At 70.0% G+C, this 26,588-nt stretch carries 24 protein-coding genes; 3 read left to right on the top strand and 21 right to left on the bottom strand.

Going from position 1 to position 26,588, the window contains the following annotated elements; translation table 11 throughout:
- Nucleotides 1–64 precede the first annotated feature (64 nt).
- From ABFX81_RS30280 to ABFX81_RS30215, 14 genes are all read right to left on the bottom strand, one after another.
- The gene (locus ABFX81_RS30280; RefSeq protein ID WP_346138933.1) at nucleotides 65–928 is read right to left on the bottom strand and encodes a Pro-rich N-terminal domain-containing protein; all 864 of its coding nucleotides are present in this window, start codon (nucleotides 926–928) and stop codon (nucleotides 65–67) included.
- 165 nt (nucleotides 929–1,093) lie between these two features.
- Nucleotides 1,094–2,185: a 3-dehydroquinate synthase gene (gene aroB, locus ABFX81_RS30275; RefSeq protein ID WP_086854795.1), complete on the bottom strand. Its 1,092-nt coding sequence runs from the start codon at nucleotides 2,183–2,185 to the stop codon at nucleotides 1,094–1,096.
- Nucleotides 2,182–2,694, bottom strand: a complete 513-nt coding sequence (locus tag ABFX81_RS30270) for a shikimate kinase (protein ID WP_086854794.1) — start codon at nucleotides 2,692–2,694, stop codon at nucleotides 2,182–2,184. The genes aroB and ABFX81_RS30270 overlap by 4 nt, the downstream gene beginning before the upstream one ends.
- Entirely contained in the window at nucleotides 2,691–3,875 is a 1,185-nt protein-coding gene (gene aroC / locus ABFX81_RS30265; RefSeq protein WP_086854793.1) for a chorismate synthase, read from the bottom strand. The genes ABFX81_RS30270 and aroC overlap by 4 nt, the downstream gene beginning before the upstream one ends.
- A 142-nt stretch (nucleotides 3,876–4,017) precedes the next feature.
- Complete coding sequence (locus ABFX81_RS30260) at nucleotides 4,018–4,413, bottom strand: hypothetical protein (protein ID WP_086854792.1); 396 nt, start codon at nucleotides 4,411–4,413, stop codon at nucleotides 4,018–4,020.
- A 50-nt stretch (nucleotides 4,414–4,463) separates the two neighbouring features.
- The gene (locus ABFX81_RS30255; RefSeq protein WP_086854791.1) at nucleotides 4,464–5,291 is read right to left on the bottom strand and encodes a shikimate dehydrogenase; all 828 of its coding nucleotides are present in this window, start codon (nucleotides 5,289–5,291) and stop codon (nucleotides 4,464–4,466) included.
- A 42-nt stretch (nucleotides 5,292–5,333) separates the two neighbouring features.
- Entirely contained in the window at nucleotides 5,334–7,079 is a 1,746-nt protein-coding gene (gene mltG / locus ABFX81_RS30250) for an endolytic transglycosylase MltG (RefSeq protein ID WP_346138932.1), read from the bottom strand.
- 121 nt (nucleotides 7,080–7,200) lie between these two features.
- Nucleotides 7,201–7,665 carry a Holliday junction resolvase RuvX gene (ruvX, locus tag ABFX81_RS30245; RefSeq protein WP_086855476.1) on the bottom strand — a complete coding sequence of 155 codons (465 nt, stop codon included), beginning with the start codon at nucleotides 7,663–7,665 and terminating at the stop codon, nucleotides 7,201–7,203.
- Nucleotides 7,666–7,681: 16 nt separating this feature from the next.
- On the bottom strand, nucleotides 7,682–10,354 hold the full coding sequence (alaS, locus tag ABFX81_RS30240; protein WP_086855477.1) for an alanine--tRNA ligase: 2,673 nt from the start codon (nucleotides 10,352–10,354) through the stop codon (nucleotides 7,682–7,684).
- Nucleotides 10,354–10,725, bottom strand: coding sequence for a hypothetical protein (locus ABFX81_RS30235; protein ID WP_086855478.1), 372 nt, complete (start codon nucleotides 10,723–10,725; stop codon nucleotides 10,354–10,356). The genes alaS and ABFX81_RS30235 overlap by 1 nt, the downstream gene beginning before the upstream one ends.
- 9 nt (nucleotides 10,726–10,734) lie before the next feature.
- Entirely contained in the window at nucleotides 10,735–11,175 is a 441-nt protein-coding gene (locus ABFX81_RS30230) for a DUF948 domain-containing protein (protein ID WP_086855479.1), read from the bottom strand.
- A 178-nt stretch (nucleotides 11,176–11,353) separates the two neighbouring features.
- Nucleotides 11,354–11,968 (bottom strand): 30S ribosomal protein S4, encoded by a 615-nt coding sequence (gene rpsD, locus ABFX81_RS30225; protein WP_062925769.1) that lies wholly within the window; start codon nucleotides 11,966–11,968, stop codon nucleotides 11,354–11,356.
- Between the two features lie 300 nt (nucleotides 11,969–12,268).
- A complete protein-coding gene (locus ABFX81_RS30220; RefSeq protein ID WP_086855480.1) occupies nucleotides 12,269–13,621 on the bottom strand; it encodes an AAA family ATPase in 1,353 nt (450 codons plus the stop codon).
- A 58-nt stretch (nucleotides 13,622–13,679) separates the two neighbouring features.
- Complete coding sequence (locus ABFX81_RS30215) at nucleotides 13,680–14,336, bottom strand: vitamin K epoxide reductase family protein (protein ID WP_086855481.1); 657 nt, start codon at nucleotides 14,334–14,336, stop codon at nucleotides 13,680–13,682.
- Between the two features lie 142 nt (nucleotides 14,337–14,478).
- Here ABFX81_RS30215 and ABFX81_RS30210 point away from each other — a divergent pair, with 142 nt between their 5' ends.
- Nucleotides 14,479–15,234 carry an ABC transporter ATP-binding protein gene (locus ABFX81_RS30210; RefSeq protein WP_346138931.1) on the top strand — a complete coding sequence of 252 codons (756 nt, stop codon included), beginning with the start codon at nucleotides 14,479–14,481 and terminating at the stop codon, nucleotides 15,232–15,234.
- 32 nt (nucleotides 15,235–15,266) lie between these two features.
- Here the strand turns inward: ABFX81_RS30210 and hisS are convergent, their stop codons facing one another.
- Nucleotides 15,267–16,529, bottom strand: a complete 1,263-nt coding sequence (gene hisS, locus ABFX81_RS30205) for a histidine--tRNA ligase (protein WP_086846427.1) — start codon at nucleotides 16,527–16,529, stop codon at nucleotides 15,267–15,269.
- Between the two features lie 11 nt (nucleotides 16,530–16,540).
- Nucleotides 16,541–17,248 carry an MBL fold metallo-hydrolase gene (locus ABFX81_RS30200; protein ID WP_086846429.1) on the bottom strand — a complete coding sequence of 236 codons (708 nt, stop codon included), beginning with the start codon at nucleotides 17,246–17,248 and terminating at the stop codon, nucleotides 16,541–16,543.
- Between the two features lie 167 nt (nucleotides 17,249–17,415).
- On the opposite strand from ABFX81_RS30200, the gene ABFX81_RS30195 reads away from it, so the two are divergent.
- Both ABFX81_RS30195 and ABFX81_RS30190 read left to right on the top strand, forming a co-directional pair.
- The gene (locus ABFX81_RS30195; protein WP_086846431.1) at nucleotides 17,416–18,261 is read left to right on the top strand and encodes a peptidylprolyl isomerase; all 846 of its coding nucleotides are present in this window, start codon (nucleotides 17,416–17,418) and stop codon (nucleotides 18,259–18,261) included.
- A 135-nt stretch (nucleotides 18,262–18,396) separates the two neighbouring features.
- Nucleotides 18,397–19,626 carry a DUF349 domain-containing protein gene (locus tag ABFX81_RS30190; protein ID WP_086846433.1) on the top strand — a complete coding sequence of 410 codons (1,230 nt, stop codon included), beginning with the start codon at nucleotides 18,397–18,399 and terminating at the stop codon, nucleotides 19,624–19,626.
- Between the two features lie 102 nt (nucleotides 19,627–19,728).
- On the opposite strand, the gene relA is transcribed toward ABFX81_RS30190, so the two are convergent.
- The 5 genes from relA to yajC form a co-directional block, all read right to left on the bottom strand.
- Nucleotides 19,729–22,254, bottom strand: coding sequence for a GTP pyrophosphokinase (relA, locus tag ABFX81_RS30185; RefSeq protein ID WP_346138930.1), 2,526 nt, complete (start codon nucleotides 22,252–22,254; stop codon nucleotides 19,729–19,731).
- 194 nt (nucleotides 22,255–22,448) lie between these two features.
- Nucleotides 22,449–22,988, bottom strand: coding sequence for an adenine phosphoribosyltransferase (locus tag ABFX81_RS30180; protein ID WP_086601133.1), 540 nt, complete (start codon nucleotides 22,986–22,988; stop codon nucleotides 22,449–22,451).
- Nucleotides 22,985–24,100 (bottom strand): protein translocase subunit SecF, encoded by a 1,116-nt coding sequence (gene secF / locus ABFX81_RS30175; RefSeq protein ID WP_086854246.1) that lies wholly within the window; start codon nucleotides 24,098–24,100, stop codon nucleotides 22,985–22,987. The genes ABFX81_RS30180 and secF overlap by 4 nt, the downstream gene beginning before the upstream one ends.
- Before the next feature lies 1 nt (nucleotide 24,101).
- Nucleotides 24,102–25,862: a protein translocase subunit SecD gene (gene secD, locus ABFX81_RS30170; protein WP_086854247.1), complete on the bottom strand. Its 1,761-nt coding sequence runs from the start codon at nucleotides 25,860–25,862 to the stop codon at nucleotides 24,102–24,104.
- A gap of 132 nt (nucleotides 25,863–25,994) precedes the next feature.
- Entirely contained in the window at nucleotides 25,995–26,492 is a 498-nt protein-coding gene (yajC, locus tag ABFX81_RS30165) for a preprotein translocase subunit YajC (protein ID WP_086854248.1), read from the bottom strand.
- Nucleotides 26,493–26,588 lie beyond the last annotated feature (96 nt).

The raw sequence follows: 26,588 nt of genomic DNA, 5'->3' as shown, positions 1-26,588 counted from the left end.
GGCGCAGCGGCACCCCGTTCCGCCGGGTCGCGGACCCACCCGCCTCAGCAGCAACGCCGGGCTGCTACCACTGCGGCGGACTCGCGATCGACCTGGCCAGCACATCGTCCAGCACCCGTGCCGTCTCCGGCACATCCAGCTGCGAGTTGTCGATGATCGGCAGACCGGAGCCGTACCACCCGGCCATCCGCCCATGGATGCGGGCGACCTCCTCGTCCGTCAGCCGCCGATTGCCCGTGCGCTCCGCGTTGCGTTCGAGGACGATGTCCAGCCCGGGAAGGAGGACGACCGGCAGCAGGCCCGGCCCGACGTGCCGCTTCCAGCCGCCGAGGCCGACGACGGGCCGGTCGGGAAAGACCGCGTCGTCGAGGATGCAGGAGATGCCGTTGGCCAGGAAGTTCCGCGCGGCGAAACCGCAGGTGCGGCGGGCGAGGCGGTACTGCGCCTCCGAGTTGTCGTTCCACCCGGACTGGGGGTCGGCGAAGCCCGAGCGGACCCACTCGCGTACATCGTCGAGGCTGATGTGCGCCGTCGGAACCCGGCGGTGGTCCGCCCAGTACTTGGCGACGCTGGTCTTCCCGGCACCCGCGGGCCCGATGAGCAGCACGGCGAGCGTCGTACCGGCCGGGTCGGGGACCGCCGTCGCGGGCGGGGGGCTGGGCATGGCGACCGGACCGCCGGGCGGCAGCGGCACATGGCCGGTGGTGTCCGGCGGCGGAGGAACGGAGACCTGCGGCGGGGTCGCGGCGGGCCCGGGCGGGGGCACGGGATAACCCGGCGCCGGGGGCGGCGGGGGCACGGGCACGGAGCCCTGATGCGCACCCGGGTGGTGCGACCCCGGGTGGTGTGCGGCCGGCGACCAGCCGACGGCCGGTCCGTGCCCCGGCTGATGGGGCGGCGGCAGCGGAGAACCCACTGCGTGCTGCATCCGGTGCCACTCCGTCTCGTACAGGCGATGGGCGCTGAACAGCGGGGGCGGAACCCGCTGCTACCGAACGGTACCGCCCCCGGCCGGTGTTGTGTGAACGGCCGGGGGCGGTCCGAAGTGCCCGGCCCCGCAAGGCGATTTCGGGCGGAAGGCGCGCCCGGGTACTTACTGTCCGACTTCGCCGTAAGCGGCGAGCAGCACGGCCGGGTCGGGTCCCTCCAGAACGGTGGGCTTGGCCAGACCGTCGAGGACGATGAAGCGCAGCAGGTCGCCGCGGGACTTCTTGTCGACCTTCATGTTCTCCAGCAGCTTGGGCCACTGGTCGTGCCGGTAGTGCAGCGGCAGCCCGACGGCTTCGAGGACGGTGCGGTGGCGGTCGGCCGTGGCGTCGTCCAACCGGCCTGCCAGGCGGCCGAGTTCGGCGGCGAAGTGCATGCCCACCGAGACCGCCGCGCCGTGCCGCCACTTGTAGCGCTCGTTCTTCTCGATGGCGTGGCCGAGCGTGTGGCCGTAGTTGAGGATCTCGCGCAGGCCCGACTCCTTCAGGTCGGACGACACCACGTCGGCCTTGACCCGGATGGAGCGCTCGATGAGCCCGGCGGTGTGCGGGCCGGCCGGGGTGCGGGCCGCCTCGGGGTCGGACTCGATGAGGTCGAGGATCACCGGGTCGGCGATGAAGCCGGCCTTGATGACCTCCGCGAGCCCGGAGACGTAGTCGTTGACCGGGAGGGAGTCCAGCGCGGCGAGGTCGCAGAGCACGCCCGCGGGCGGGTGGAAGGCACCGACCAGGTTCTTGCCCTCGGCGGTGTTGATGCCGGTCTTGCCGCCGACGGCCGCGTCGACCATGGCGAGCACGGTGGTCGGGATCGCGATCCAGCGCACTCCGCGCAGCCAGGTGGCGGCCACGAATCCGGCCAGGTCCGTGGTCGCGCCGCCGCCGACACCGATGATGACGTCCGTCCGGGTGAACCCGGACTGGCCCAGCGCCTTCCAGCAGTAGGCGGCGACCTCGGCGGTCTTGGCCTCCTCGGCGTTGGGCACCTGGATGGCGACCGTCTCGTAGCCCTGCCCGGCCAGGTCGGCGCGCAGGGCGTCACCGGTCTCGGCCAGTGCCTCGGGGTGGACGATCGCCACCCGCTTGGTCTTGCCGCCGATCAACCCCGGCAGTTCGCCGAGGAGTTGGCGGCCCACGAGGACCTCGTAGGGCTCGGTGCCCGCCGTGCCGCCGACCTGGATCCGGGTCACTGCCTCACTCATGCTTCCTTCAACTCCAGTGCGTCCAGGGCTGCTCGGGTGACCTCTTCGGGGGTGCGGCCGTCGGTGGCGACCACGGCCGTGGCGACCTCCTCGTAGAGGTGCCGGCGGGCCTCCATCAGCTCGCGCCACTGCTTGCGCGGGTTGATGGCGAGCAGCGGCCGGGCCGCGTTGAGGCCGGTGCGCTTGACCGCCTCTTCCACGTCCATCGACAGGTACACGACCCGCTGCCCGGCGAGCAGCGCACGGGTGTCCGGGTCGAGGACGGCGCCGCCGCCCAGCGCCAGCACACCGTCGTGCCCGGCGAGTGCCTCGCGCACGGCCTGCTTCTCGATCGCGCGGAAGGCGGACTCGCCCTCCTCGACGAAGATCTCGGCGATCGTCCGGCCCTGCGCGGCGACGATGTCGTCGTCGGTGTCCCGGTAGCCGGTCCCGAGCCGCTCGGCCAGCAGCTGCCCGACGGTGGACTTGCCCACGCCCATCGGGCCGACCAGCACGATCAGCGGGCTCATCGGATGGCCAGGTTGTCGAGGTAGGACCGGACGTTGCGGCGGGTCTCGGTCACGTTGTCGCCGCCGAACTTCTCCGCGATCGCGTCCGCCAGGACGAGGGCGACCATCGCCTCGGCGACGATGCCGGCGGCCGGCACCGCGCACACGTCGGAACGCTGGTGGTGGGCGGCCGTGGCCTCGCCGGTGACGACGTCCACCGTCTTCAGCGCCCGCGGCACGGTCGCGATCGGCTTCATCGCGGCCCGCACGCGCAGCAGCTCACCCGTGGACAGCCCGCCCTCGGTGCCGCCGGAGCGGCCGGACGTCCGCCGGATGCCCTCGGGGGTCGTGACGATCTCGTCGTGCGCCTTGGAGCCGGGGACGCGTGCCAGGTCGAAGCCGTCGCCGACCTCGACTCCCTTGATCGCCTGGATGCCCATCAGGGCGGCGGCCAGACGGGCGTCCAGCCGGCGGTCCCAGTGCACGTGCGAACCGAGGCCGACCGGCACCTCGTACGCCAGCACCTCGACGACGCCGCCGAGGGTGTCGCCGTCCTTGTGGGCCTGGTCGATCTCGGCGACCATCGCCTTCGAGGCGTCGGCGTCCAGGCAGCGCACCGGGTCCGCGTCCAGCTTCTCCACGTCCGCGGGCGTCGGGTACACGCCGTACGGCGCCTTCGCGGCCGCGAGCTCCACCACGTGGGAGACGATCTCGATGCCGGCCGTCTCCTTCAGGTACGACCGGGCCACCGCGCCGAGGGCCACCCGGGCCGCGGTCTCCCGCGCGGAGGCGCGCTCCAGGATCGGCCGGGCCTCGTCGAAGCCGTACTTCTGCATGCCGGCGAGGTCGGCGTGGCCGGGCCGGGGCCGGGTCAGCGGCGCGTTGCGGGCGAGGCCGTCGAGGATCTCCGGGTCGACCGGGTCGGCCGCCATGACCTGTTCCCACTTCGGCCACTCGGTGTTGCCCACCATGATCGCGACCGGGGAGCCGAGACTGAGGCCGTGCCGGACGCCGCCGAGGAAGGTGATCTCGTCCTGCTCGAACTTCATCCGGGCACCGCGCCCATAGCCCAGGCGCCGCCTCGCGAGATGGTCCGCCACCATGTCCGTGGTGATCGGCACGCCGGCGGGAAGACCCTCCAGCGTCGCGACGAGTGCGGGACCGTGGGATTCCCCCGCGGTCAGCCAGCGCAACCTGCTCAACGGTGCTCCTCAGTGTTCGCGACCTGTTTACTGCCCAGCGTACGCAGGTCATCGCGTACGGCTACGGCCCGACCGGGTGCGCGGCCCCGGTCCGCCACCACGATCCTGCCACGTCCGGAACGTGGACCCGGCCGCCGGTCCATCAGGCGGACGAGGCCGGGCCACCGGTCTGCCGCTGCGGCGCGTACGCGCCCAGGAAGTCCGCGCCGCTCGGCTGCTGCGCGGTCTGCGTCTGCTGCGGTGCGTACGTGCCCAGGTGGTCGGCTCCGCTGCCCTGCTGCTGCGCCTGCTGAGGTGCGTACTCCCCCAGGTAGTCCGCTCCGCGTCCCTGCCCGTACTGGGCCGCCGCGTGGACGGACCCGCCGCTCCGCACGGCCCGCCGGTAGGCGATCTTGCGCTTGATCTTGACCGCCCAGGACGCGAGGACCGCGAGCACGATCAGGGCGAGCACCGTGATCTGCACCCAGTCGGGCAGGAATCCCAGTACGGACTCGAATATCTGGGACTTGACGGACGCCTGAGGCATGCCGGTGGACATGGCTGGTTCTCCCTCCCCTGTTCCGCCCCCTGCGGAACCGAGAGCGGATCTTATCGGGCCGCCAGTGCGCGCTCGCCCGCTTTTCGCATGGCGTCCAGCGGGGCCGGGGCCCGCCCCGTCATCTGCTCGACCTGCAGCACGGCTTGGTGCACCAGCAGATCGAGGCCGCTGACGACCGCGCCGCCGTACGCCGACCAGCGGGCGGCGAGGGCGGTCGGCCAGGGGTCGTAGAGCACGTCGAACAGAGCCGTCGGGCGCTCCGGGACGGATCGGGCGAGGGCGTCGGTGGCACCCGCCGGCGTGGTGCTGATCACCAGCGGGGCGTGCAGGGCCTGCTCGGCGTCCGCCCAGTCGGCGATGCGCACCGAGACCTCCAGCCGCTCGGCCCACTGCCGCATCTCGGCGGCCCGGGCCTCGCTGCGCACGTACACGGCGATCTCGCCCGGGCAGACCCGGGACAGCGCGGCCAGTGCGGACGAGGCGGTGGCGCCCGCGCCCAGGATCGCGGCGGCCTCGACCTTGTCGATGCCGTGCTCGCGCAAAGCCGCGACCATGCCGGGGACGTCGGTGTTGTCGCCGGTCCGGCGGCCGTCCTGGGTGAGGACGACCGTGTTGACGGCGTCGACGGAGGCCGCGGTCTCGCTGATCCCGTCGAGCAGCGGGATCACGGCCCGCTTCAGCGGCATGGTCAGCGACAGCCCCGCCCATTCGGGACCGAGCGTCTCGAAGAACCCGGGCAGCGCGGCCTCGTCGACCTCGAATCGGTCGTACGTCCAGCCGGTCAGCCCCAACTCTTCGTAGGCCGCGCGGTGCAGCACCGGGGAGAGCGAGTGAGCGATCGGGGAGCCGAGTACGGCGGCTCGGCGATGTGCGGCCATCAGGTCTTCCTCAGTTGTTCCGCGCGACCAGTCAATCCGCGATCAGTTGTTCCGCGAGGCGTTGAACTTGTCGACCAGCTTCTGGTGCTCGGCGTTGGTCTTGGTGAACTCGCTGGTCTTGCCGTCCAGCGAGATGAAGTAATACCAGCCGTCCTTCGTCGGGTTCAGGGCGCCCTTGAGCGCCTCCTCCCCCGGGTTGTCGATCGGTCCCGGCGGCAGACCTTTGTGGAAGTACGTGTTGTACGGGTTGTCGTAGTTCCGCAGCTCGCTCAGACTCAGATCGATCTTGCTCTGGTTCTTGATGTAGTTGTAGGTGGAGTCGAACTCCAGCATGCCGTTGGTCTGCGGATTCCCCGGCTTCATGCGGTTGTAGACGACCTCGGCCATCTTGCGGAAGTCGTCGTGGCTCGTGCCCTCGGCCTGGGCCAGGCTCGCGACGGTGATCAGCTGCCAGGGGTCTTCCAGCCCGAGACTCCGGGCCTTCTTCTCCACGCCGAGCTTCTCGTACGTCTGGGTGGCCCGGGTCACCATGTCTTTGAGCACGTCCTCGGGCTTCTCGCCCTTGGCGATGCCGTAGCTGGAGGGGTAGAGGAACCCTTCCAGCGGGTCCTTGACGTTCTCGTGGCCGAGCGCCCAGTCGGGCAGGCCGAGCTTTTTCCAGTCCTTCTTGGCGACCGCTGCGGTGGTGCCGTCCTTGACCTCGAGCCGCTTGTCGATGAGCCGGTAGATGTCGGCGTTGCGCTTGCCCTCGGCGATGATCAGGTTGTCGCGGCTCTCCGGGCTGAGCATCAATTCGACCGCACTGTCGGCCGACATTTGCTTCTGCAGCGTGTACACGCCGTCCTGGATGCTCTTGCCTTCCGGGTTGCCCTGCTGGGCAGCGACGAACGCGTCGACGCTCTTGACGACCCCCGCGTCCTTCAGCACCTGGCCGATCTTGTAGCCGAGCGCTCCCTCGGGGATCTCGACGGACACCTCCTGCCCGTTGCCGTCACCCGCAAAGTCCGGCGCGTCGCCGAAACGATCCTGGAAGAACTGGTAGCCGAAGTAGCTGACGCCCGCCAGGCCGCCGCCGAGGACCAGGACCACGACCAGGCAGGCCGTTCCGTTGCGGCGCTTCTTGGGCTTGCCGCCGCGTCCGCGCTGGTCGTCGCGTCGGCGGCGGTCGCCCGGCTCGTCGCCGTCGTCATCGTCGTCGCCGCCCGCGAAGAAGGCGTGTTCGCCCTGGTCGGGGCCGGGGTCCCAGTCGGTCTCCGGCTCCTGCTCGGCCCGCCGCCGCCCGGGCGGCTCCGGTGGTGGATACGCCTCGGGCGTGCCGTAGTAGTCGGACTGGCCCTGGCCGTATGCACCGGTTTGCTGACCGTACGGGTCGGCGGGGTCGCCGGGATACGAGACCTGCTGGTGCGGGCCGGTGGCCCAGCCGCCGTTGTCGTACTGCTGCTGGTGGTACCCCTGGTCCTGCGGGTACTCCTGGTCCTGGTACCCCTGGTCCTGCTGGTGCCCCTGGTTCCCCTGCCCCGGGTACTGCTGATGGCCGTGGGCCTGTGCCGCGTACTGCTGCTGGTCGTACGGGTACTGCTGCTGCGCCTGACCGTATCCGGCCTGCTCACCGGTGCCCCAGTCGCCGTACTGCGGCTGCTGCGGCTGCTCTGGATAGTGCTGTGGCTGGCCGCCGTAGGGGGACTGCTGGCCCTGGTGGGCCTGCTCTCCACCCCATCCGCCGTCCCCGTACAACGGGTCCTCCGGATGCCACGGTTCGGAGCCTTGGCCCCGGCCATACTCAGTCATCGATCCCCTAGAGCCGCGAGGCGGCGGTCACGCGGCTTCCGGCTCGGCTCCCGTCCCGCCTCTTGCTGTGCGGCGGCTGTTCGAATGCCGCCGCATCGCGCGGAACGTTACCGTATCGCGATCAGATGACCACTTCGACGCCTTCGCCGGGTGCTTTACCTGACACCCGTTCGGATTCCAGCGCCTGTTGCAGGATGACCACCGCTGCCGCCTGGTCGATGACGGACCGCCCCTTCTTGGTCTTCACGCCCGAAGCGCGCAGTCCCTGACTGGCCGTCACCGTCGTCATGCGTTCGTCCAGGAGTCTCACCGGAACCGGGGCGATCATGCGTGCCAGTTCCTGGGTGAAGCCGCGGACCTTGACCGCGGCCGGGCCCTCGCCGCCCTTGAGGGAGCGCGGGAGACCGACCACGATCTCGATGGGCTCGTACTCCTCGACGAGTTGCTTCAACCGTCGCTGAGCTGCGGGGATGTCACGCCCGGGAACCGTCTCCACCGGGGTGGCGAGGATCCCGTCGGGGTCGCACGAGGCGACCCCGATGCGGGCGTCCCCGACGTCGATCGCGAGTCGACGTCCTCTGCGCATTGTCCGGACCCGTTTCTTACTTGGCCGTCTCGGCGACCAGGCGCTCGACGGCGTCCACGGCGTCGCCGATCGCGGCCGGGTTCTGGCCGCCGCCCTGGGCGACGTCCGGCTTGCCGCCACCGCCGCCGCCGAGGGTCTTGGCAGCCGTACGGACCAGGTCGCCGGCCTTCAGGCCGCGCTCGCGGGCGGCCTCGTTGGTGGCGATGACCGTCAGCGGCTTGCCGTTCGCCACCGCGAACAGGGCGACCACGGCGGCTCGTCCGCCCTGGATGCGTCCACGCACGTCGAGCACCAGCTTGCGCAGGTCGTCGGCGGTGGTGCCGTCCGGGACCTGACCGGTCACGACAGCAACGCCACGGACGTCCTTGGCGGACTCCGCGAGACCGGCGGCGGCCTGGAGGACCTTCTCGGCGCGGAACTTCTCGATCTCCTTCTCGGCGTCCTTCAGCTTGCCGAGCATGGCGGAGACCTTCTCCGGGAGCTCCTCCGGGCGGCCCTTGATCAGCTCCTGGAGCTGGGCGACGACCGTGTGCTCCCGGGCGAGGAAGTTGTAGGCGTCGACACCGACCAAGGCCTCGATACGGCGGACACCGGAGCCGATGGACGATTCGCCGAGCAGCTTCACCAGGCCGAGCTGGGCGGTGTTGTGCACGTGCGTGCCGCCGCACAGTTCCTTGGAGAAGTCGCCGATGGTCACGACGCGCACGCGCTCGCCGTACTTCTCGCCGAACTCGGCGATGGCACCCTGCTTCTTGGCCTCGTCGATGCCCATGACGTCGGCGCGGACGTCCAGGTCGCGGGCGAGCACCTCGTTGATCTTCTGCTCGACGTCGGTCATCACGGCCGTCGGAACGGCGGACGGGGAGCCGAAGTCGAAGCGGAAGCGGCCGGGCTGGTTCTCGGAACCGGCCTGGGCGGCCGTCGGGCCGAGGGCGTCGCGCAGGGCCTGGTGGGTCAGGTGCGTGGCCGAGTGGGCGCGGGCGATGGCCTTGCGGCGTCGGTCGTCGATGGCGGAGTGGGCCTTGGCGCCGACGGTGACCTCGCCGACCTGGACGACGCCCTTGTGCACGTAGACACCCGGGACCGGCTTCTGGCAGTCGCGGACCTCGATGACGGCACCGGAGTCGGTCTTGATCTTGCCGGTGTCGCCGATCTGTCCGCCGCCCTCGGCGTAGAACGGGGTGCGGTCGAGGACGATCTCGACCTCGTCGCCCTCGGTGGCGGCCGGGGAGGAGACGCCGTCGACCAGGATGCCGACGACCGTGGACTCGCCCTCGGTGTCGGTGTAGCCGATGAAGTCGGTGGCACCGGCCCGGTCGGCGATCTCGCGGTAGGCACCGAGGTCGGCGTGGCCGGTCTTCTTGGACTGGGCGTCGGCCTTGGCGCGCTCCCGCTGCTCCTTCATCAGGCGGCGGAAACCGTCCTCGTCCACGGACAGGCCCTGCTCGGCGGCCATCTCCAGGGTGAGGTCGATCGGGAAGCCCCAGGTGTCGTGGAGCAGGAAGGCCTTGTCGCCGGGCAGCACGGTGGAGCCGTCGGCCTTGGTGTCGCTGACGGCCGTGTCGAGGATGTTGGTGCCGGCCTTCAGCGTCTTGAGGAAGGCGTTCTCCTCGGCGAGGGCGACCTTCTCGATCCGCTCGCGGTCGGTGATGAGCTCGGGGTACTGCTGGCCCATCATGCCGATGACGACGTCGATCAGGTCCTTGACGACCGGGCCGGTGGCGCCGAGCAGGCGCATGTTGCGGATGGCGCGGCGCATGATGCGGCGCAGCACGTAGCCGCGGCCCTCGTTGCCCGGGGTGACGCCGTCGCCGATGAGCATGGTGGCGGTGCGCATGTGGTCGGTGACCACGCGCAGGGCCACGTCCGAGGAGTGGGCGTCGCCGTAGCGGACGCCGGTCAGCTCGGTGGCCTTGTCGATGACGGCCATCGAGGTGTCGATCTCGTACATGTTCTGCACGCCCTGCAGAATCATGGCGAGGCGCTCGAGGCCGAGGCCGGTGTCGATGTTCTTGCTGGGCAGGTCGCCGAGGATCTCGAAGTTGTCCTTGCCGGTCCCCTCGCCCCGCTCGTACTGCATGAAGACGAGGTTCCAGATCTCCACGTACCGCTCGTCGTTGACGGCGGGGCCGCCCTCGGCGCCGAACTCGGGGCCGCGGTCGTAGTTGATCTCGGAGCAGGGGCCGCACGGGCCGGGGACGCCCATGGACCAGTAGTTGTCCTTCATGCCGAGGCGCTGGATGCGCTCCTTCGGCACGCCGACGACCTCGTGCCAGATGCGCTCGGCCTCGTCGTCGTCCTTGTAGACGGTGATCCACAGGCGCTCGGGGTCGAGGCCGTAACCGCCCTTGTCCTGGGGGCTGGTGAGCAGCTCCCAGGCGAGCTTGATGGCGCCTTCCTTGAAGTAGTCGCCGAAGGAGAAGTTGCCGCACATCTGGAAGAACGTGCCGTGCCGCGTGGTCTTGCCGACCTCTTCGATGTCGGGCGTGCGCACGCACTTCTGCACGCTCGTGGCGCGGGCGAAGGGCGGCTTGACCTCACCCAGGAAGTAGGGCTTGAAGGGCACCATGCCGGCCGGGACGAGGAGCAGAGTCGGGTCGTCCGCGATGAGCGACGCCGAAGGGACGACGGTGTGACCGCGCTCCTCGAAGAAGCTCAACCAGCGGCGGCGAATCTCAGCCGACTCCATCAGTGGTCCTCATTCCGGTTGTACGAATTCTTCTTGTACGTGGACGACGTGTTGTCGATGACGTACGTCTTCGGCTCTGTGCGGTTCTCGATGGCGGCGTGCCGCCTGGGTGCGGGGAGTTCGGGGTCGACGGGGGCGTTGAGCCCGAGCGCGTCGCCCAGTTCGGCCTCCCGCTGGGCCATGTTGTCGCGGACGTCGAGCGCGAAGTCGACCGCGCGGTCCTTGAGCCGGTGGCCGGCCTCGAGCGCCTTGTTCCCCGCGGTTCTGGCGAGGCTCTCGGGCGTCAGCTGCTTCAGCTTCCGGTTGACCTTGGTGGTGGCCCACACTCCGGCGGCGACGCCGGTGGTGAACCAGAACGTACGGCGGAACATCGCTGGCTCTCAGTCCCTCTTCCCTCGGGCGCTGCGCCGAGAGACCGTGCGGCCCACGATCACGGTACGCCTCGGCGCCTTGCCGGGCACGTCCTCCTTGCGGCCGCCCAGGGCCCGGCGCACGCCGTAGCCGAAGGCGGCGACCTTGACCAGGGGGCCGCCGAAGGTGGAGGCGACGGTGGTCGACAGCGCGGAGGCGTTCGACGTGACCTCCTGGACGTCGGAGGCGATCGAGTCGACCCGGTCGATCTGGGTCTGCGCGGAGCGCACCGCCGCGGAGGCGTCGGCCAGCAGCGGGACGGCCTGATCCGTCACTTCCGCCACGAGCTTGGTGGTCGCCCTGAGCGTCTGGGCCAGCCTCGCCAGCGCGACGGCGAGGAAGGAGACCAGGATCGCCCAGAAGACGGCCACCAGGATTCCGGCCACCTCTCCACCGGACACTGTGTGCACCCGCTCCCTGAAAACGTGCCTGAACATCGAAAAAGTCGTGCGACGAGCCTATCGCGCCGGGGCTGCGGCTCCGTACCGGATTACCGCCGGGCGACGGCGGATTCGCGAAAGCCCGCCGCCTCGCCCGCCCGGAGGGGCGGGGAGACGACGGGCTGAAGTACCGCGTGCCTGCCGGGGATCAGCGGGCGTAGTACTCGACGACGAGCTGCTCGTCGCAGATCACCGGGATCTCCTTGCGGTTCGGCTCGCGGTCCAGGCGGAACGCCAGGGACTTGAGGTTCACCTGGAGGTAGCGCGGGATCTCACCGTCGGGGGCGAAGCCACCCTCACGAGCGATCGTGAAGAGCGTCTTCTCCTTGGAGCGCTCGCGGACCTGCACGACGTCGTCCGGACGGACACGGAAGGAGGGCTTGTCGACCTTCTTGCCGTTGACCGCGATGTGGCCGTGGACGACCATCTGGCGGGCCTGGTAGATCGTGCGGGCGATGCCCGAACGCAGGACCAGGGCGTCGAGACGGCGCTCCAGCTCGATGATCAGGGCCTCACCGGTCTTGCCCTGGACCTTGGAGGCACGCTCGTAGGCGCGGACGAGCTGGCGCTCGGACACGTCGTACTGCGCGCGCAGGCGCTGCTTCTCGAGCAGACGGACCTTGTAGTCCGAGTTCTGCTTGCGGCCACGGCCGTGCTCACCGGGCGGGTAGGGACGGGCCTCGAAGTACTTGACGGCCTTCGGGGTGAGCGCGATGCCGAGGGCACGCGACTTCTTGACCTTGGGGCGGGACTGGTTCGCCACTGTTTCTCGTTTCCTAGTGTCGGCTTGTCAGGGTTGTGGGAGGTCGCATCCGCAGCCGGGGAAACCCTCCTCGTCCCTGCGGACGGGGCGGGCAGCCGCTCCCTGGTCTGGGCACATACGTGCAGCACGCGAGTGGCCCACCGACCGGTCCCGTCCGCAGGACGAGGGGTGGTGGGCTGCCCGCGACACCTTCGACGGTGCGCGACGCTCCTGGAGCCGATCCCCAGGGGACCGGGCTCCGGCCGACTGTCCCGTTCTGACTGCACGGGACGCGGCACTCCGAACGAGTTTACAGGGTGCTCAGGACCGCTTTCGACCGAGGTTCTTCCGGGTCCACTCGACCGCGTCCGCGTAGCGGGCCTCCGCGCCGTGCCGGGTCGGCTCGTAGTACTCGCGGTCCTTGAGGGCGTCCGGGGCGTACTGCTGGGCGGCGATGCCCTCGGGCAGGTCGTGCGGGTAGACGTAGCCCTGGCCGTGGCCGAGCTTGGTGGCGCCCTTGTAGTGGCTGTCGCGCAGGTGCGCGGGGACGGGGCCGGCCAGACCCTTGCGTACGTCCTCCAGGGCGGCGCCGATCGCGGTGGTCGCGGCGTTGGACTTGGGAGCCAGGGCGAGGGCGATGGTGGCGTGGCTGAGGGTGAGGGCGGCCTCCGGGAAGCCGATCATGGCGACGGCCTGGGCGGCGGCGACCGCGATCGGCAGCGCGTTCGGGTCGGCGAGGCCGATGTCCTCGCTGGCGGAGATCATCAGGCGGCGGGCGATGAAGCGGGGGTCCTCGCCGGCCTCGATCATCCGGGCCAGGTAGTGCAGGGCGGCGTCGACGTCGGAACCGCGGATCGACTTGATCAGGGCGCTGGCGACGTCGTAGTGCTGGTCGCCGTCGCGGTCGTACTTCACTGCGGCCCGGTCGACCGTCTCCTCCAGCGTCGTCAGGCCGATCTCCGTCTCGCCCTTGTCGAGGGCGGCTCCGGCGGCCGCTTCCAGGGCGGTCAGGGCGCGGCGGGCGTCGCCGCCGGCGATGCGCAGGAGGTGGCTCTCGGTCTCCTCGGGGAGGGTGACGGCGCCCTTGAGGCCGCGCTCGTCGGTCAGGGCCCGCTGGACGAGGTCCTTGATGTCGTCGTCCGTCAGCGGTTCGAGGGTGAGCAGCAGGGAGCGGGACAGCAGGGGCGAGATCACCGAGAAGTACGGGTTCTCCGTCGTCGCCGCGATCAGTGTCACCCAGCGGTTCTCGACGGCCGGGAGCAGCGAGTCCTGCTGGGCCTTGCTGAAGCGGTGGATCTCGTCGAGGAAGAGGACGGTGTCCTTGCCGTATCCGCCGGAGGCGCGGCGGGCGCCGTCGATGACCGAGCGGACCTCCTTGACGCCCGCGGTGATCGCCGACAACTCGACGAAGCGGGCGTCGGTGGCCTTGGAGACGACGTACGCCAGGGTGGTCTTGCCGGTGCCGGGCGGGCCCCAGAGGATCACCGAGGAGGGACCGGCCGGGCCGGAGGCCTCGCCGACCAGTCTGCGCAGGGGCGAGCCCGGCTTCAGCAGATGCTGCTGGCCCACGACCTCGTCGAGGGTGCGCGGGCGCATCCGCACCGCCAGGGGGCTGCTGGACGGCTCCTTCTCCTGGCGTTCTTCTGCTGCGGCGGTGAACAGGTCGGGCTCCACGTCAGAAACCCTAAATCACGGCACTGACAATCCCTCCGGGCCCTGGTGCTCTCCCGGCTCAGCTCATCCAGAAGTCCCACCAGCGGGTCAGGATCAGCATGCCGATGATGCCGATGTGCAGCACGGGCATGACCCAGGTGAACTCGCCGAAGAAGCCCTTGAGCCAGGCCGGGGCGGGCAGGAAGCCCTTGCGGATGTTGAACGACGTCACGTACCAGAACATGAGGATCGTCGCGACCCAGGCCAGGCAGCACCACAGGCACAGCGCGTTGATCCGGTACAGGGACTGGAACATCAGCCAGGCGCAGAAGCCGACACCGAACAGGCAGCCGGCGTTGAAGGTGAGCCAGTACCAGCGCGGGAAGCGGGCCCGGGCGAGCAGGCTCACGCCGACGCCGACGACGATGGCGTAGCAGACGAGGCCGAGCATCGGGTTCGGGAACCCGAAGACGGCGGCCTGCTCGCTCTCCATGACGCTGCCGCAGGAGACGACGGGGTTGAGGCTGCACCCGGGGGTGAACGTCTTGCCCTCGACCTTGGCCTCGAGGATCTTGAACTTGTCGATCGTGATGACCCACGAGGCGAGCAGTCCGGCCGCGCCGGTGATCATCAGCAGCAGGGCGAGGGCCCGGCTGCCGCCCTCGGCGCGGGGCGCGACCTCGGCGCGCTCCCGCTCGGGCTCCGTGGAGACGTCCTTGACTGTCGTCTTGCTCATCCCGCCGATTCCGTCACTTGAGACCCGGACTGCTTCGGTCAGGGCCATTCTGCCGCACGAGGGCCTGTGTCCACCGTTCAGTGGACATAAGCGTGTCCACAAGGTCGTCCCTGAGGGTTGCGTTCCGGCCGACGCTCGTCGCATGACAGCACAGGGGTACGACCTCGCCGTGGAGGTGCGGGGGCTGCGCAAGCGGTACGGGGACGTGACCGCCGTCGGCGGCATCGATCTGGGCATCCGTCGGGGCGAGGTGTTCGGCCTGCTCGGACCCAACGGCGCGGGCAAGAGCACCACGGTGGAGACCCCCCAGGGCAACCGGACCCGGGACGCGGGCGAGGTGTCCGTGCTCGGGTCGGACCCGGCGACCGGCACGCGCGCGTGGCGCTCACGCGTGGGAATCGTCTGGCAGGACGAATCGGCGCCCGCGGAGTTGACGGTCCGGGAGACCGTGCGGCACTTCGCCGGGTACTACACGCGGCCGCGCAACCCGGAGGAGGTCATCGGCCTGGTCGGTCCGGAGGCGAAGGCGGACAGCCGGATCAAGGCGCTGTCGGGGGGCCAGCGCCGGCGTCTGGACGTGGCGCTCGGCGTGATCGGCGGCCCGGACCTGCTGCTTCTGGACGAGCCGACGACCGGGTTCGATCCGCCGGCCCGGCGGCAGTTCTGGTCGCGTGACGACGTATCTGCTGCGCGTCTTCGGCAAGTTGGGCGTGGACGACCGGACGGCGGCGGTGACGAGCGCGATGCGGTGCGGGCGGCTGGACTGAGGGGTCTCGCCCCCGCCGCCCCTACCCGTCCCATCCCCAGGGGCTCCGCCCCTTCGACCCCGCCAGGGGGCTCCGCCCCCTGGGGCCCCATCGGCCTGAACGGCCTCGTCCTCAAACGCCGGACGGGCTGAGGGGGCGAGGCCGCCCAGGCGGGAGCGGTGGCTCAGCCCAGTCGTGCTTCCAACTCCGCCACGATCTCGTTCACGCCCACCGCCGTCTGCTCGCCCGACTCCATGTCCTTGAGCTGGACGACGCCGTCGGCGAGGTCGCGTTCGCCGGCGACGATCGTGTACCGGGCGCCGCTGCGGTTGGCGTTCTTCATCGCGCCCTTGAGGCCCTTGCCGCCGTAGGAGAAGTCGGCCGCGATGCCGTTCTTGCGCAGCTCCGTGACCTTGGCGAACAGGACCCGGCGGGCCTCCTCGCCGAGCGGGACGGCGAACACGCTGGTGGTGGCGGGGAGTTCGAGTTCGACGCCCTCGGCCTCCAGCGCGAGGACCGTGCGGTCGACGCCGAGGGCCCAGCCGACGGACGGCAGCGCGGGACCGCCGATCATCTCGGACAGGCCGTCGTAGCGCCCGCCGCCGCCGACGGCGGACTGGGAGCCCAGGCCGTCGTGGACGAACTCGAACGTCGTGCGGGTGTAGTAGTCCAGGCCGCGGACCAGCTTCGGGTCGTCCTCGAAGGCGACGCCGGCCGCCGTGATCAGCTCGCGGACCTCCTCGTGGTACGCCTTGCAGGCGTCGCAGAGGTAGTCGCGCAGCAGCGGGGCGTCCCCCAGCTGCTTCTGGACCGACTCACGCTTGTCGTCCAGGACACGCAGCGGGTTGATCTCCGCCCGGCGCAGGGTGTCCTCGTCCAGGTCCAGGCCGCGCAGGAAGTCCTGGAGCGCCGTCCGGTACACGGGGCGGCACTCCTTGTCGCCCAGGCTGTTGAGCAGGATCCGGAAGTTGCTCAGGCCCAGCGAGCGGTACGCCTGGTCGGCCAGGATGATCAGCTCGGCGTCCAGCGCCGGGTCCTCGGCACCGATCGCCTCGGCGCCGACCTGGGAGAAGTGGCGGTAGCGGCCCTTCTGGGGGCGCTCGTAGCGGTAGTACGAGCCGGAGTACCAGACCTTGACCGGGAGGTTGCCCGCCTTGTGCAGGTTGGCCTCCAGGGCGGCACGGAGGACGGAGGCCGTGCCTTCGGGGCGCAGGGCCAGCCTGTCGCCGCCCTTCGTCTCGAAGGCGTACATCTCCTTCGTCACGATGTCCGTGGACTCGCCGACGCCGCGCGCGAAGAGTTCGACGTTCTCGAAGCCCGGTGTCTCGATGTAGCCGTAGCCGGAGTTGCGCAGCGGTGCGGCGATCGCCTCGCGGACCGCCAGGAACGTCGCGGAGTCCGGCGGGATCAGGTCGTACGTGCCCTTGGGGGCCTTGAAGGTGCTCACGGAAGGTCTCGTCACATTCCTCGTCGGGGAGCCGGAGATGCTCCCTGGCCGCCCGCCACCTGCCGCAGATACGGGTTGGTGGCGCGCTCCTGGCCGATGGTCGTCTGGGGGCCGTGGCCGGACAGCACCACGGTCGAGTCGTCGAGCGGCAGGCACACGCGGGCCAGCGAGTCGAGCATCTCGGCCATGTCACCGCCGGGCAGGTCGGTGCGTCCGATGGAGCCGGCGAACAGCAGGTCGCCCGAGAACAGGATCGGCGGGATGTCCGCCGCCTCGGGCATGCCGAAGGTCACCGACCCCTTGGTATGGCCGGGCGCGTGCGCCACGGACAGCTCCAGGCCCGCCAGCTCCAGCTTCGCACCGTCGGCCAGCTCCTTGACGTCGTCGGGCTCCCCCACGGTCAGCTCGCCCAGGAGCGGCATCCCGATGGAACGGCCGATCCCCTTCGCCGGGTCGCTCATCATGTACCGGTCGTCGGGGTGGATCCAGGCCGGCACGTCGTGCGCGCCGCACACCGGGACGACCGAGGCCACGTGGTCGATGTGACCGTGCGTGAGGACGACCGCGACGGGCTTGAGACGGTGCTTTCTGATCGTTTCCTCGACGCCGTCGGCGGCCTGATGGCCGGGGTCGATGATCACGCACTCCTCACCGGCGGCGGGGGCGACGAGGTAGCAGTTCGTCCCCCAGGCCCCGGCGGGGAACCCGGCAATGAGCACGATCGTCCTTCGTTGTGTCGATACGGGCGGCTGCGGCTGCGGTCAGAGCCTACCGGCGCTGCCGATTCCTCAGCGAACCCATATACGGTACGGGGCACACGCAGGCGGTCGGCGCACAGGCCCCACGCGTACCGGTCGACGTTCGAGACGCATGAGGAGAGAACCCGGTGGTCAGCCAGGAACAGCGGCGGCGTCAGCTCGCCCGTGAGAAGTACTTGCGGCAGCAGCAGCGACGCACTGATGCGCGACGCAAGGCTCGTATCCGCAACTCCGTGATCGCCTCGGTTGTCGGCGTGGTCGTGGTGCTCTCCGTTTCGGTCTACCTGACCAAGCCGTTCGAGGACGACGGCAAGACGGAGAACGCGGGCGCGGAGGTCACCCCGAGCGCCTCGCCCAGCAAGGCCCCGGACCCGTGTGAGAAGCCCGCCGCGGGCAAGGTCAAGTCGGAGACCTGGAAGAAGGAACCGGCGCTGGCCATCGACGAGTCGGCGAAGTACACGATGAAGCTGGACACGACCTGCGGCGAGATAGACATCGCGCTGAAGGCGTCGGCGGCCCCGCACACCGTCAACTCGTTCGACTTCCTCGCCGGCAAGGGCTACTTCGACCACAGCAAGTGCCACCGGCTCACGAACCAGAACATCTACGTCCTCCAGTGCGGCGACCCGCAGGGCACCGGCATGGGCGGACCCGGCTACACGATCCCGGACGAGAACCTGAAGGACAAGAGCCTCAAGGGCGGGGTGTACCCGGCGGGCACGGTCGCGATGGCGAACCAGTACAACGCCCAGACGAAGCAGGGCCGCAACAGCGGCGGCAGCCAGTTCTTCCTCGTCTATCAGGACAGTCAGCTGCCGCCCGACTACACACCGTTCGGAACGGTGTCCGAGGCGGGCATGAAGGTCCTCAAGAAAATCGCCGACGCCGGAGCCCAGGCTCCCGACCCTCAGACGGGCAACACGGCGCCCAACGCGACGGTCGTGATCAACAAGGCCACGGTCAGCAAATCCTGACCCTCAACTGCGTAATTTCGGTCGCGCGGGATGCGGACACGCCCCCCGCCGGTCGCCTATGTTGGCCGTGACGAAACTGTGGACGATGCCCGGGGGTGCTGAGGCCCCTCGCAGGCATCATGTGGAGGAGGCGCTGTGAGCAGCGACCCGTGGGGCCGCGTCGACGAGACGGGGACCGTGTACGTGCGTACGGCCGACGGCGAGCAGGTCGTCGGTTCATGGCAGGCAGGCTCCCCCGACGAGGCGCTGGCCTATTTCGAGCGCAAGTACGAGGGCCTGGTTGTCGAGATCGGCCTCCTCGAGAAGCGAGTGAAGACCACCGACCTGTCGGCGAAGGACGCCCAGGCCGCCATCGACCACATCCGGGAGCAGGTCGACGCGCACCACGCGGTGGGCGACCTGGACGCCCTGCGGGTCCGGCTGGACAAGCTGACCGAGCTGGTGGAGACGCGCCGCGAGGAGCGCAAGGCGCAGCGGGCGAAGCAGTCCGACGAGGCGCGCAAGGCCAAGGAGGCGCTGGTCACCGAGGCGGAGGAGCTGTCGCAGTCCGACCAGTGGCGGGCGGCCGGTGAGCGGCTGCGGGCCCTGGTGGACACCTGGAAGGGTCTGCCGCGTCTGGACCGCAAGTCCGACGACGAGCTGTGGCACCGGTTCTCGCACGCGCGGTCGGCGTTCTCCAAGCGGCGCAAGCAGCACTTCGCGCAGCTGGACGCGCAGCGCGAGGAGGCGCGGCGGACCAAGGAGCGGCTGGTCGCCGAGGCCGAGGCGCTGTCGAACTCGACGGACTGGGGTGCGACGGCCGCGCGCTACCGCGAGCTGATGGCCGAGTGGAAGGCCGCCGGCCGCGCCCAGCGTGAGCACGAGGACGACCTGTGGAACCGCTTCCGCGGCGCCCAGGACGTCTTCTTCGCCGCGCGCAGCTCGGTCTTCGCCGAGCGGGACGCCGAGCAGGCGGAGAACCTGAAGCTCAAGGAGGAGCTGGCCGAGGAGGCCGAGAAGCTCCTGCCGATCACGGACCTGAAGGCGTCCCGGGCCGCGTTCCGTACGATCAACGAGCGCTGGGAGGCCATCGGTCACGTGCCGCGCGACGCCCGGCCCAAGGTCGAGGGCCGTATGCACGCGGTCGAGCGGGCCCTCCAGGAGGCGGAGGAGACCGAGTGGCGCCGGACCAACCCGGAGGCACGCGCGCGTGCCGAGGGTCTGACCGGTCAGCTCCAGGCCGCCGTGGACAAGCTGAGGGGCCAGATCGAGCAGGCCCGGGCGCAGGGCAACAACGCCAAGGCCGACAAGCTCGAGCGTGAGCTCGAGGGCCGCCAGGCGCTGCTGGACCAGGCGCTGAAGGGCCTCCAGGAGTTCGGAGGCTGATCAGCCGCAGCCGGACGAAAGGGGCCACGTACGCGGTGTACGGGGCCCCTTTCGCGTGGTCGCTACGACTGCGGTGACCTGTCATGGACGCTCACGGCCCTGTCACGACCTGTTGCGTGCCGACGTCACCCGGTAGACGTCGTAGACGCCCTCCACTCCCCGGACCGCCTTGAGAACGTGGCCGAGATGCTTCGGGTCGCCCATCTCGAAGGTGAAGCGGGAGGTGGCGACGCGGTCGCGGGAGGTCTGGACGGCCGCGGAGAGGATGTTGACGTGCTGGTCGGACAGCACGCGGGTGACGTCCGAGAGGAGCCGGGAGCGGTCCAGGGCCTCGACCTGGATGGCGACCAGGAAGACCGACGACTGGGTGGGCGCCCACTCGACTTCCAGGATCCGCTCGGGCTCACGGGAGAGTGAGTCCACGTTCACGCAGTCGCTGCGGTGAACCGATACGCCACTACCGCGGGTGACGAAGCCGATGATCGGATCGCCGGGCACGGGCGTACAGCAGCGGGCCAGCTTGACCCACACGTCCTCGACGCCCTTCACGACGACACCCGGGTCGGCGCTGGAGCGGCGTTTGCGGCTGCGGCCGCGCGCCGGCGGGACCGACTCGTCGATCTCCTCGGTGGCGGCCTCCTCGCCGCCGAGGGCCTGGACGAGTTTCTGCACGATGTTCTGCGCGGAGACGTGACCCTCGCCGATCGCCGCGTACAGCGCGGAGATGTCCGCGTAGCGCATCTCGTGTGCGAGGGTCACCAGGGAGTCGCCGGTCAGGATGCGCTGGATCGGCAGGTTCTGCTTGCGCATGGCGCGGACGATGGCGTCCTTGCCCTGCTCGATCGCCTCGTCGCGGCGTTCCTTGGAGAACCAGGCGCGGATCTTGTTGCGGGCCCGCGGCGACTTCACGAAGCCGAGCCAGTCGCGGGAGGGGCCCGCGCCGGCCGCCTTGGAGGTGAAGACCTCGACCAGGTCGCCGTTGTCGAGGGTGGATTCCAGCGGGACCAGCCGGCCGTTGACCCGGGCGCCTATGGTGCGGTGGCCGACCTCGGTGTGGACGGCGTAGGCGAAGTCCACCGGGGTGGCACCGGCGGGGAGCGCTATGACGTCGCCCTTGGGGGTGAAGACGAAGACCTCGTTGCGGGACAGGTCGAAGCGCAGGGACTCCAGGAACTCGCCGGGGTCCTCCGTCTCCTTCTGCCAGTCCAGCAGCTGCCGCAGCCACGCCATGTCGTTGAGGTGGTCGTCCTTGCTCTTGCCGGACGACTTGGGGGCGTCGCTGCGCACCTTGGAGGCGCCCGCGACGGCCTCCTGCTTGTATTTCCAGTGCGCGGCGATGCCGTACTCGGCGCGGCGGTGCATGTCGAACGTGCGGATCTGCAGCTCGACCGGCTTGCCGCCGGGGCCGATGACCGTCGTGTGCAGCGACTGGTACATGTTGAACTTGGGCATCGCGATGTAGTCCTTGAACCGGCCGGGGACCGGGTTCCATCGCGCGTGCACCGTGCCGAGGGCCGCGTAGCAGTCGCGGACGGTGTCCACGAGGACGCGGATGCCCACCAGGTCGTAGATCTCCGCGAAGTCACGGCCGCGGACGATCATCTTCTGGTAGACGCTGTAGTAGTGCTTCGGGCGGCCGGTGACGGTCGCCTTGATGCGGGCCGCCCGCAGGTCCTGCTGGACCTCGTCGGTGACGATGGCGAGGTATTCGTCGCGCTTCGGGGCACGCTCGGCGACCAGGCGGACGATCTCGTCGTACATCTTGGGGTAGAGGATCGCGAAGGCGAGGTCCTCCAGCTCCCACTTGATGGTGTTCATGCCCAGGCGGTGGGCGAGCGGCGCGTAGATCTCCAGGGTCTCGCGCGCCTTCTTCTCCTGCTTCTCGCGCTTGAGGTAGCGCATGGTGCGCATGTTGTGCAGGCGGTCGGCGAGCTTGATGACCAGGACGCGCGGGTCCTTGGCCATGGCGACGACCATCTTGCGCACGGTCTCGGCCTGCGCGGCCTCGCCGAACTTGACCTTGTCCAGCTTGGTGACGCCGTCGACGAGCAGGGCGACCACGTCGCCGAAGTCGCGGCGCAGGTCCTCCAGGCCGTACTCGGTGTCCTCGACCGTGTCGTGCAGCAGACCGGCCATCAGGGTGGCCGGATCCATGCCCAGCTCGGCGAGGATGGTCGTCACGGCGAGGGGGTGCGTGATGTACGGATCGCCGCTCTTGCGCTTCTGGCCGCGGTGCCAGCGCTCGGCGACCTGGTAGGCGCGCTCGATCTGGCGGAGCGTCGACGTCTCGATCTTCGGGTCGTTGCTGCGCACTATCCGCAGCAGCGGCTCCAGCACCGGGTTGTACGGGTTCGCGCGCTGGACGCCGAGGCGGGCCAGACGGGCGCGGACGCGGTTGGAGGAGCCGGTGCGGGCGGACTGGTTGCCGGACTGGCGCACGGCGGGCGGGGGCGGGACGGGCTTGGGCCGCGACTGCTCGGCCGGCTTGTCGACCGGTGCCGACTGGGCACGCTCGACCGGCCCGCGGGTGTCGTTCTTCGCGTGGGGCGCGTTCGGCGCGGGCTTCGCCGCGGCTGCCGAGGCGGACTCGGGCTTGGCGGCGGTCAGGTGCTGGGCCTCGTCTGGCAAGAGGGCTCCTCGTGCGCGATCCGGGTCCCCCGGTCAGGCTCCGGAGACCCCATGGTAGCCATCCTGGACCCCAGGATCGCCTTCAGGCCAATGTGAGGGCCGTCTACCCGAGAAACGCGAGAGGCGGGCGCCGGATTTCTCCGGGCCCGCCTCCGCGGTGTCATGCCGGTGTTCACCGGGCTGCCGCGGGCTTTCTAGACCGTGAGCAGCGCCTCCAGCGGGGCACCGTTCAGAGCCGGTTCCAGGCGGGCCCGGCCGCTCAGGAAGCCGAGCTCCATGAGGACGGCGAGACCCGCGACCTCGGCGCCGGCACGGCGGATGAGCTGGACCGATGCCTCGGCGGTGCCGCCGGTGGCGAGGACGTCGTCGACGACCAGGACGCGGTCGTCGGCGGACAGGTCCTCGGCGTGCACCTCGATCTCCGCCGAGCCGTACTCCAGGTCGTAGGCCTGGGCGAGGGTGGCTCCGGGGAGCTTGCCCGCCTTGCGTACGGGGATGAAGCCGAGGCCGGCGCGCACGGCGACCGGGGCGCCGAGGATAAAGCCCCGGGCCTCCAGGCCGACGATCTTGGTGGCACCGGTGCGCTCGGCGATCTCGGCGAGGGCGTCGGTGAGCGCGGTGAACGCCGCCGGGTCCGCCAGGAGCGGGGTGATGTCCTTGAACATCACGCCCGGCTGCGGATAGTCCGCCACGTCCCTGATGCGGCTGAGCAGCAGCTCCCTGATGTCGGTCATCGGCGCTTCCCCGAGGGACGGCCACGCCCACGAGTGCGGGACGCGGGCTGGTTGCGCGGGCCGACGACCGCGGGTGCGGCGTCCTCGGGCTCACTCTCGTAGGACTCGTCGTCGCCGTGGACCTCGGTCTCGCCCTTGGCGGCGGACTGGGCCCGCTTGGCCAGGACGCGCTTCCTCAGGGCCTTCAGCTGCGGCTCGCGCTCCTTGAGGTCGGCGACGAGCGGCGTGGCGATGAAGATCGAGGAGTACGCACCGGCGGCCAGACCGACGAACAGCGACAGCGAGATGTCGTTCAGCATGCCGGCGCCGAGGACACCGCCACCGATGAACAGCAGGCCCGCCACCGGCAGCAGCGCGACCACCGTGGTGTTGACGGAGCGGACCAGGGTGCTGTTGATCGAGCGGTTGGCGACGTCGCTGTAGGTCCAGCGGGTCTGTTTGGTGATGTCCTTCGTCTGTTCCTTGAGGCTGTCGAAGACCACGACCGTGTCGTAGAGCGAGTAGCCGAGGATGGTCAGCAGACCGATCACCGTGCCCGGTGTGACCTCGAAGCCGACGAGGGCGTAGATGCCGACCGTGATGGTGATGTCGTGGATCAGTGCGACGAACGCGGCGAGCGCCATGCGCCACTCGAAGGCGATCGCGAGGTAGATCACCACGAGGACCAGGAAGATGCCGAGGCCCTGCCAGGCCTTGTTCGCGATCTGCTCGCCCCAGCTGGGGCCGACCAGTTCGGCGTTGATCTGCTCCGAGTCGACCTTGAGGTCGTCGGCGAGGGTGTTCTTGATCGTGTTCGCCGCGTCCGTGTCGATGCCGGCGACCTGGATGCGCAGGCTGCCGTCACCCAGCTTCTGGACGATCGCGTCGTGGCCGGAGGCCTGTTCCGCGTACTCCTCCGCCTGGGACACCGAAGCGCTGGTGTTCTTCGGGGTGTTGAAGACGGCGCCGCCCTCGAACTCGATGCCCATGTTCAGGCCGCGGACCGCCAGGCCGACGATGGCCGTGATGGTGATCAGGATGGACAGGCCGTACCAGATCTTGCGGTTCTTGACGAAGTCGTAGCCGACCTCGCCACGGTGCAGCCGGGCGCCGAGGTTGCCGAGTTTCGACATCTCAGGCCTCCTTGGGGTCGACGGGGACGGCGGGACGGCGGGTGCGGCGCAGCGGTGGCTGCGCCCCCAGGCTCTTCGGGTCGAGGCCGGACCACTTGTGGCCGTTGGCGAAGAACGGGCGGCGGGCCATCAGCGTCAGCAGCGGCTTGGTGAAGAGGAACACGACGACCACGTCGAGCAAGGTGGTCAGGCCGAGCGTGAACGCGAAGCCCTGGACCTTGCCGACGGTGACGATGAAGAGCACCGCGGCGGCGAGGAACGACACGAAGTCGGAGACCAGGATGGTGCGCCGGGCACGCGGCCAGGCCCGCTCGACTGCGGGGCGCAGCGAGCGGCCCTCCCGGATCTCGTCGCGGACGCGTTCGAAGTACACGATGAACGAGTCCGCGGTGATGCCGATCGCGACGATGGCACCGCACACGGCCGGCAAGTTCAGCGCGAAGCCGATGGTCGGGCCGAGCAGGGCCATGAGCGTGTACGTGAGTGCGGCGGACACCAGCAGCGAGAGGATCGCGATGAACGACAGGCCGCGGTAGTAGGCCAGCAGATAGATGACGACCAGCGCGAGGCCGATCGCGCCTGCGATCAGGCCGGCGTTCAGCTGGTCACCGCCCAGCGCGGCGGTCACCGTGGTCATGCTGTCCACCTTGAAGGTCAGCGGCAGCGCGCCGTACGACAGCATGTTGGCGAGTTCCTGGGCGGACTGCTGCGTGAAGTTGCCGGAGATCTCCGCGTTGCCGCCGGTCAGGGCCTGGCGCACGTAGGGGTCGGAGACCACGTCACCGTCGAGGACGATCGCGAACTGGTTCTGCGGCGACTGGTTCTGCGCCAGCTTGCCGGTGATGTCCGCGAACTTCTTGGCGCCCCCGTCGGTGAAGTCCATCGTGACGGTCCAGCCCGCACCGGTCTGGGTGTTCAGGACGGCCTGGGCCTTGTCGACGTCGGTGCCGTCGACCTGGGCGGGGCCGAGGATGTACTTCTGCCACTGTCCCTGCGCGTTCTTGCCGCAGGCCAGGGTGGGCTGGGAGGCCTTGACGCCGTCGCCCACGGTGGAGCGCGTCTTCTCGTTGGTGCAGTCGAGCTTGGCGTACTGCTCCTGGAGCTTGCTCGGGTCGTCACCCGCGGCGCCGCCGGACGCGGAGGGGCTGGCCTTCGCCTTGTCCGAGGCGCTCGCGGACGGCGTCGCGTCGGCCTTCAGCGCGTCCGTGACCGCGCGGCCCTGGGTGCTGGGAGAGGCGGACGGGGAGGCGGAGCCCTTGTCGGTGGCCTCGGGCTTGTCGGTGGCCTTGCCGGACGGCTGGCCCGAGGGGCTTCCCGTGGGGCTCGGCGAGGGGCTCGCCGCGCCACCGCCGCCGGCCACCTCGGTGGCGACGACCGGGCGGAAGTAGAGCTTGGCGGTGGTGCCGACCTGCTTGCGGGCCTGCTCGGAGTTCGTGCCCTTGGGGATGTTGACGACGATGTTGTCCCGGCCCTGCGTCTGGACCTCGGACTCGGAGACGCCCAGACCGTTGACACGGCGCTCCATGATGGAGACGGCGGTGTCCATGTTGGTCTTGTTGATCGCCGCTTCGTTGCCGGCCTCGGGGACCGCGCGGAGCGTGATGCTCGTACCGCCGGCAAGGTCGATGCCGAGACGCGGCTTCGTGTGCCCTGAGGCGAACATCCCACCGGTGAGCGCCGCGATGGCGATCAGAATCAGGGCCAGCGAGCGCCCCGGCTTGCTCTGGGCGCTCGCGCTCCGGCCCTTTTTAGGTGTGGCCACCTTCTCGTACTCCCTCTCGGGCCGCCTCGCTCCGGATCGGCGGACGGGCGGCCATCACATGGTGTCGGGACTCCGTGCGAGCCGGTCGTGTCCCGGGATGCGCGGGCCGGGCCCGTGCACCCCGGGACGCGACTACTTCGCCTCGGAGTCGCCGTCGGTCTTCTTCGGCTCTTCGTCCGTCTTCGCCTCGCCGGCCGGGGCGTCGTCGGCCGGCTCCTCGGCCGCGTCCTTCTTGCCGAGGTCGACGGCCTTGTCGTCAGCGGTGGCGTCGACGGCGGAGTCGCCGGTCTCGGTGAGGGAGGAGGCGTCGTCCGGGACGATGTCGGCGTCGGACTTCAGGTCGTGCTCGACGCCGTGGACGATGCGGTTGTACTCGTCGTCGGTGAGGACGGCGCCGATGGAGTTCTTGGCGAAGAGGAGCTCGACGCCCGGGCCGGCGTCGACGAGGACGGTGTCCTCGTTGACCTCCTTGACCGTGGCGTACATGCCCCCGATGGTGCGGACACCGCTGCCGGGCTGCATTTGGTTCCGCATCTCCACGGCCTGCTGCTGCTTCTTCTTGGCCGACCGGGTCATCAGGAACATGGCCCCGATGAGCACGATGAACGGGAGGAGGGTCAGGAGACTCACGGGTCGGTACTTCCTTCACACGACCGCGCTGTGAGCGGCCAGATGGTTGGGGGTGTGTACGCCGCCGACAAAGGCGGCATCGGCGGAGTCTAAGCG

It is taken from the genome of Streptomyces coeruleofuscus (assembly GCF_039532725.1).
In the GTDB taxonomy this organism is placed as follows: Bacteria; Actinomycetota; Actinomycetes; order Streptomycetales; family Streptomycetaceae; genus Streptomyces; species Streptomyces coeruleofuscus.
This window is presented reverse-complemented; position numbering and strand designations above follow the sequence as displayed.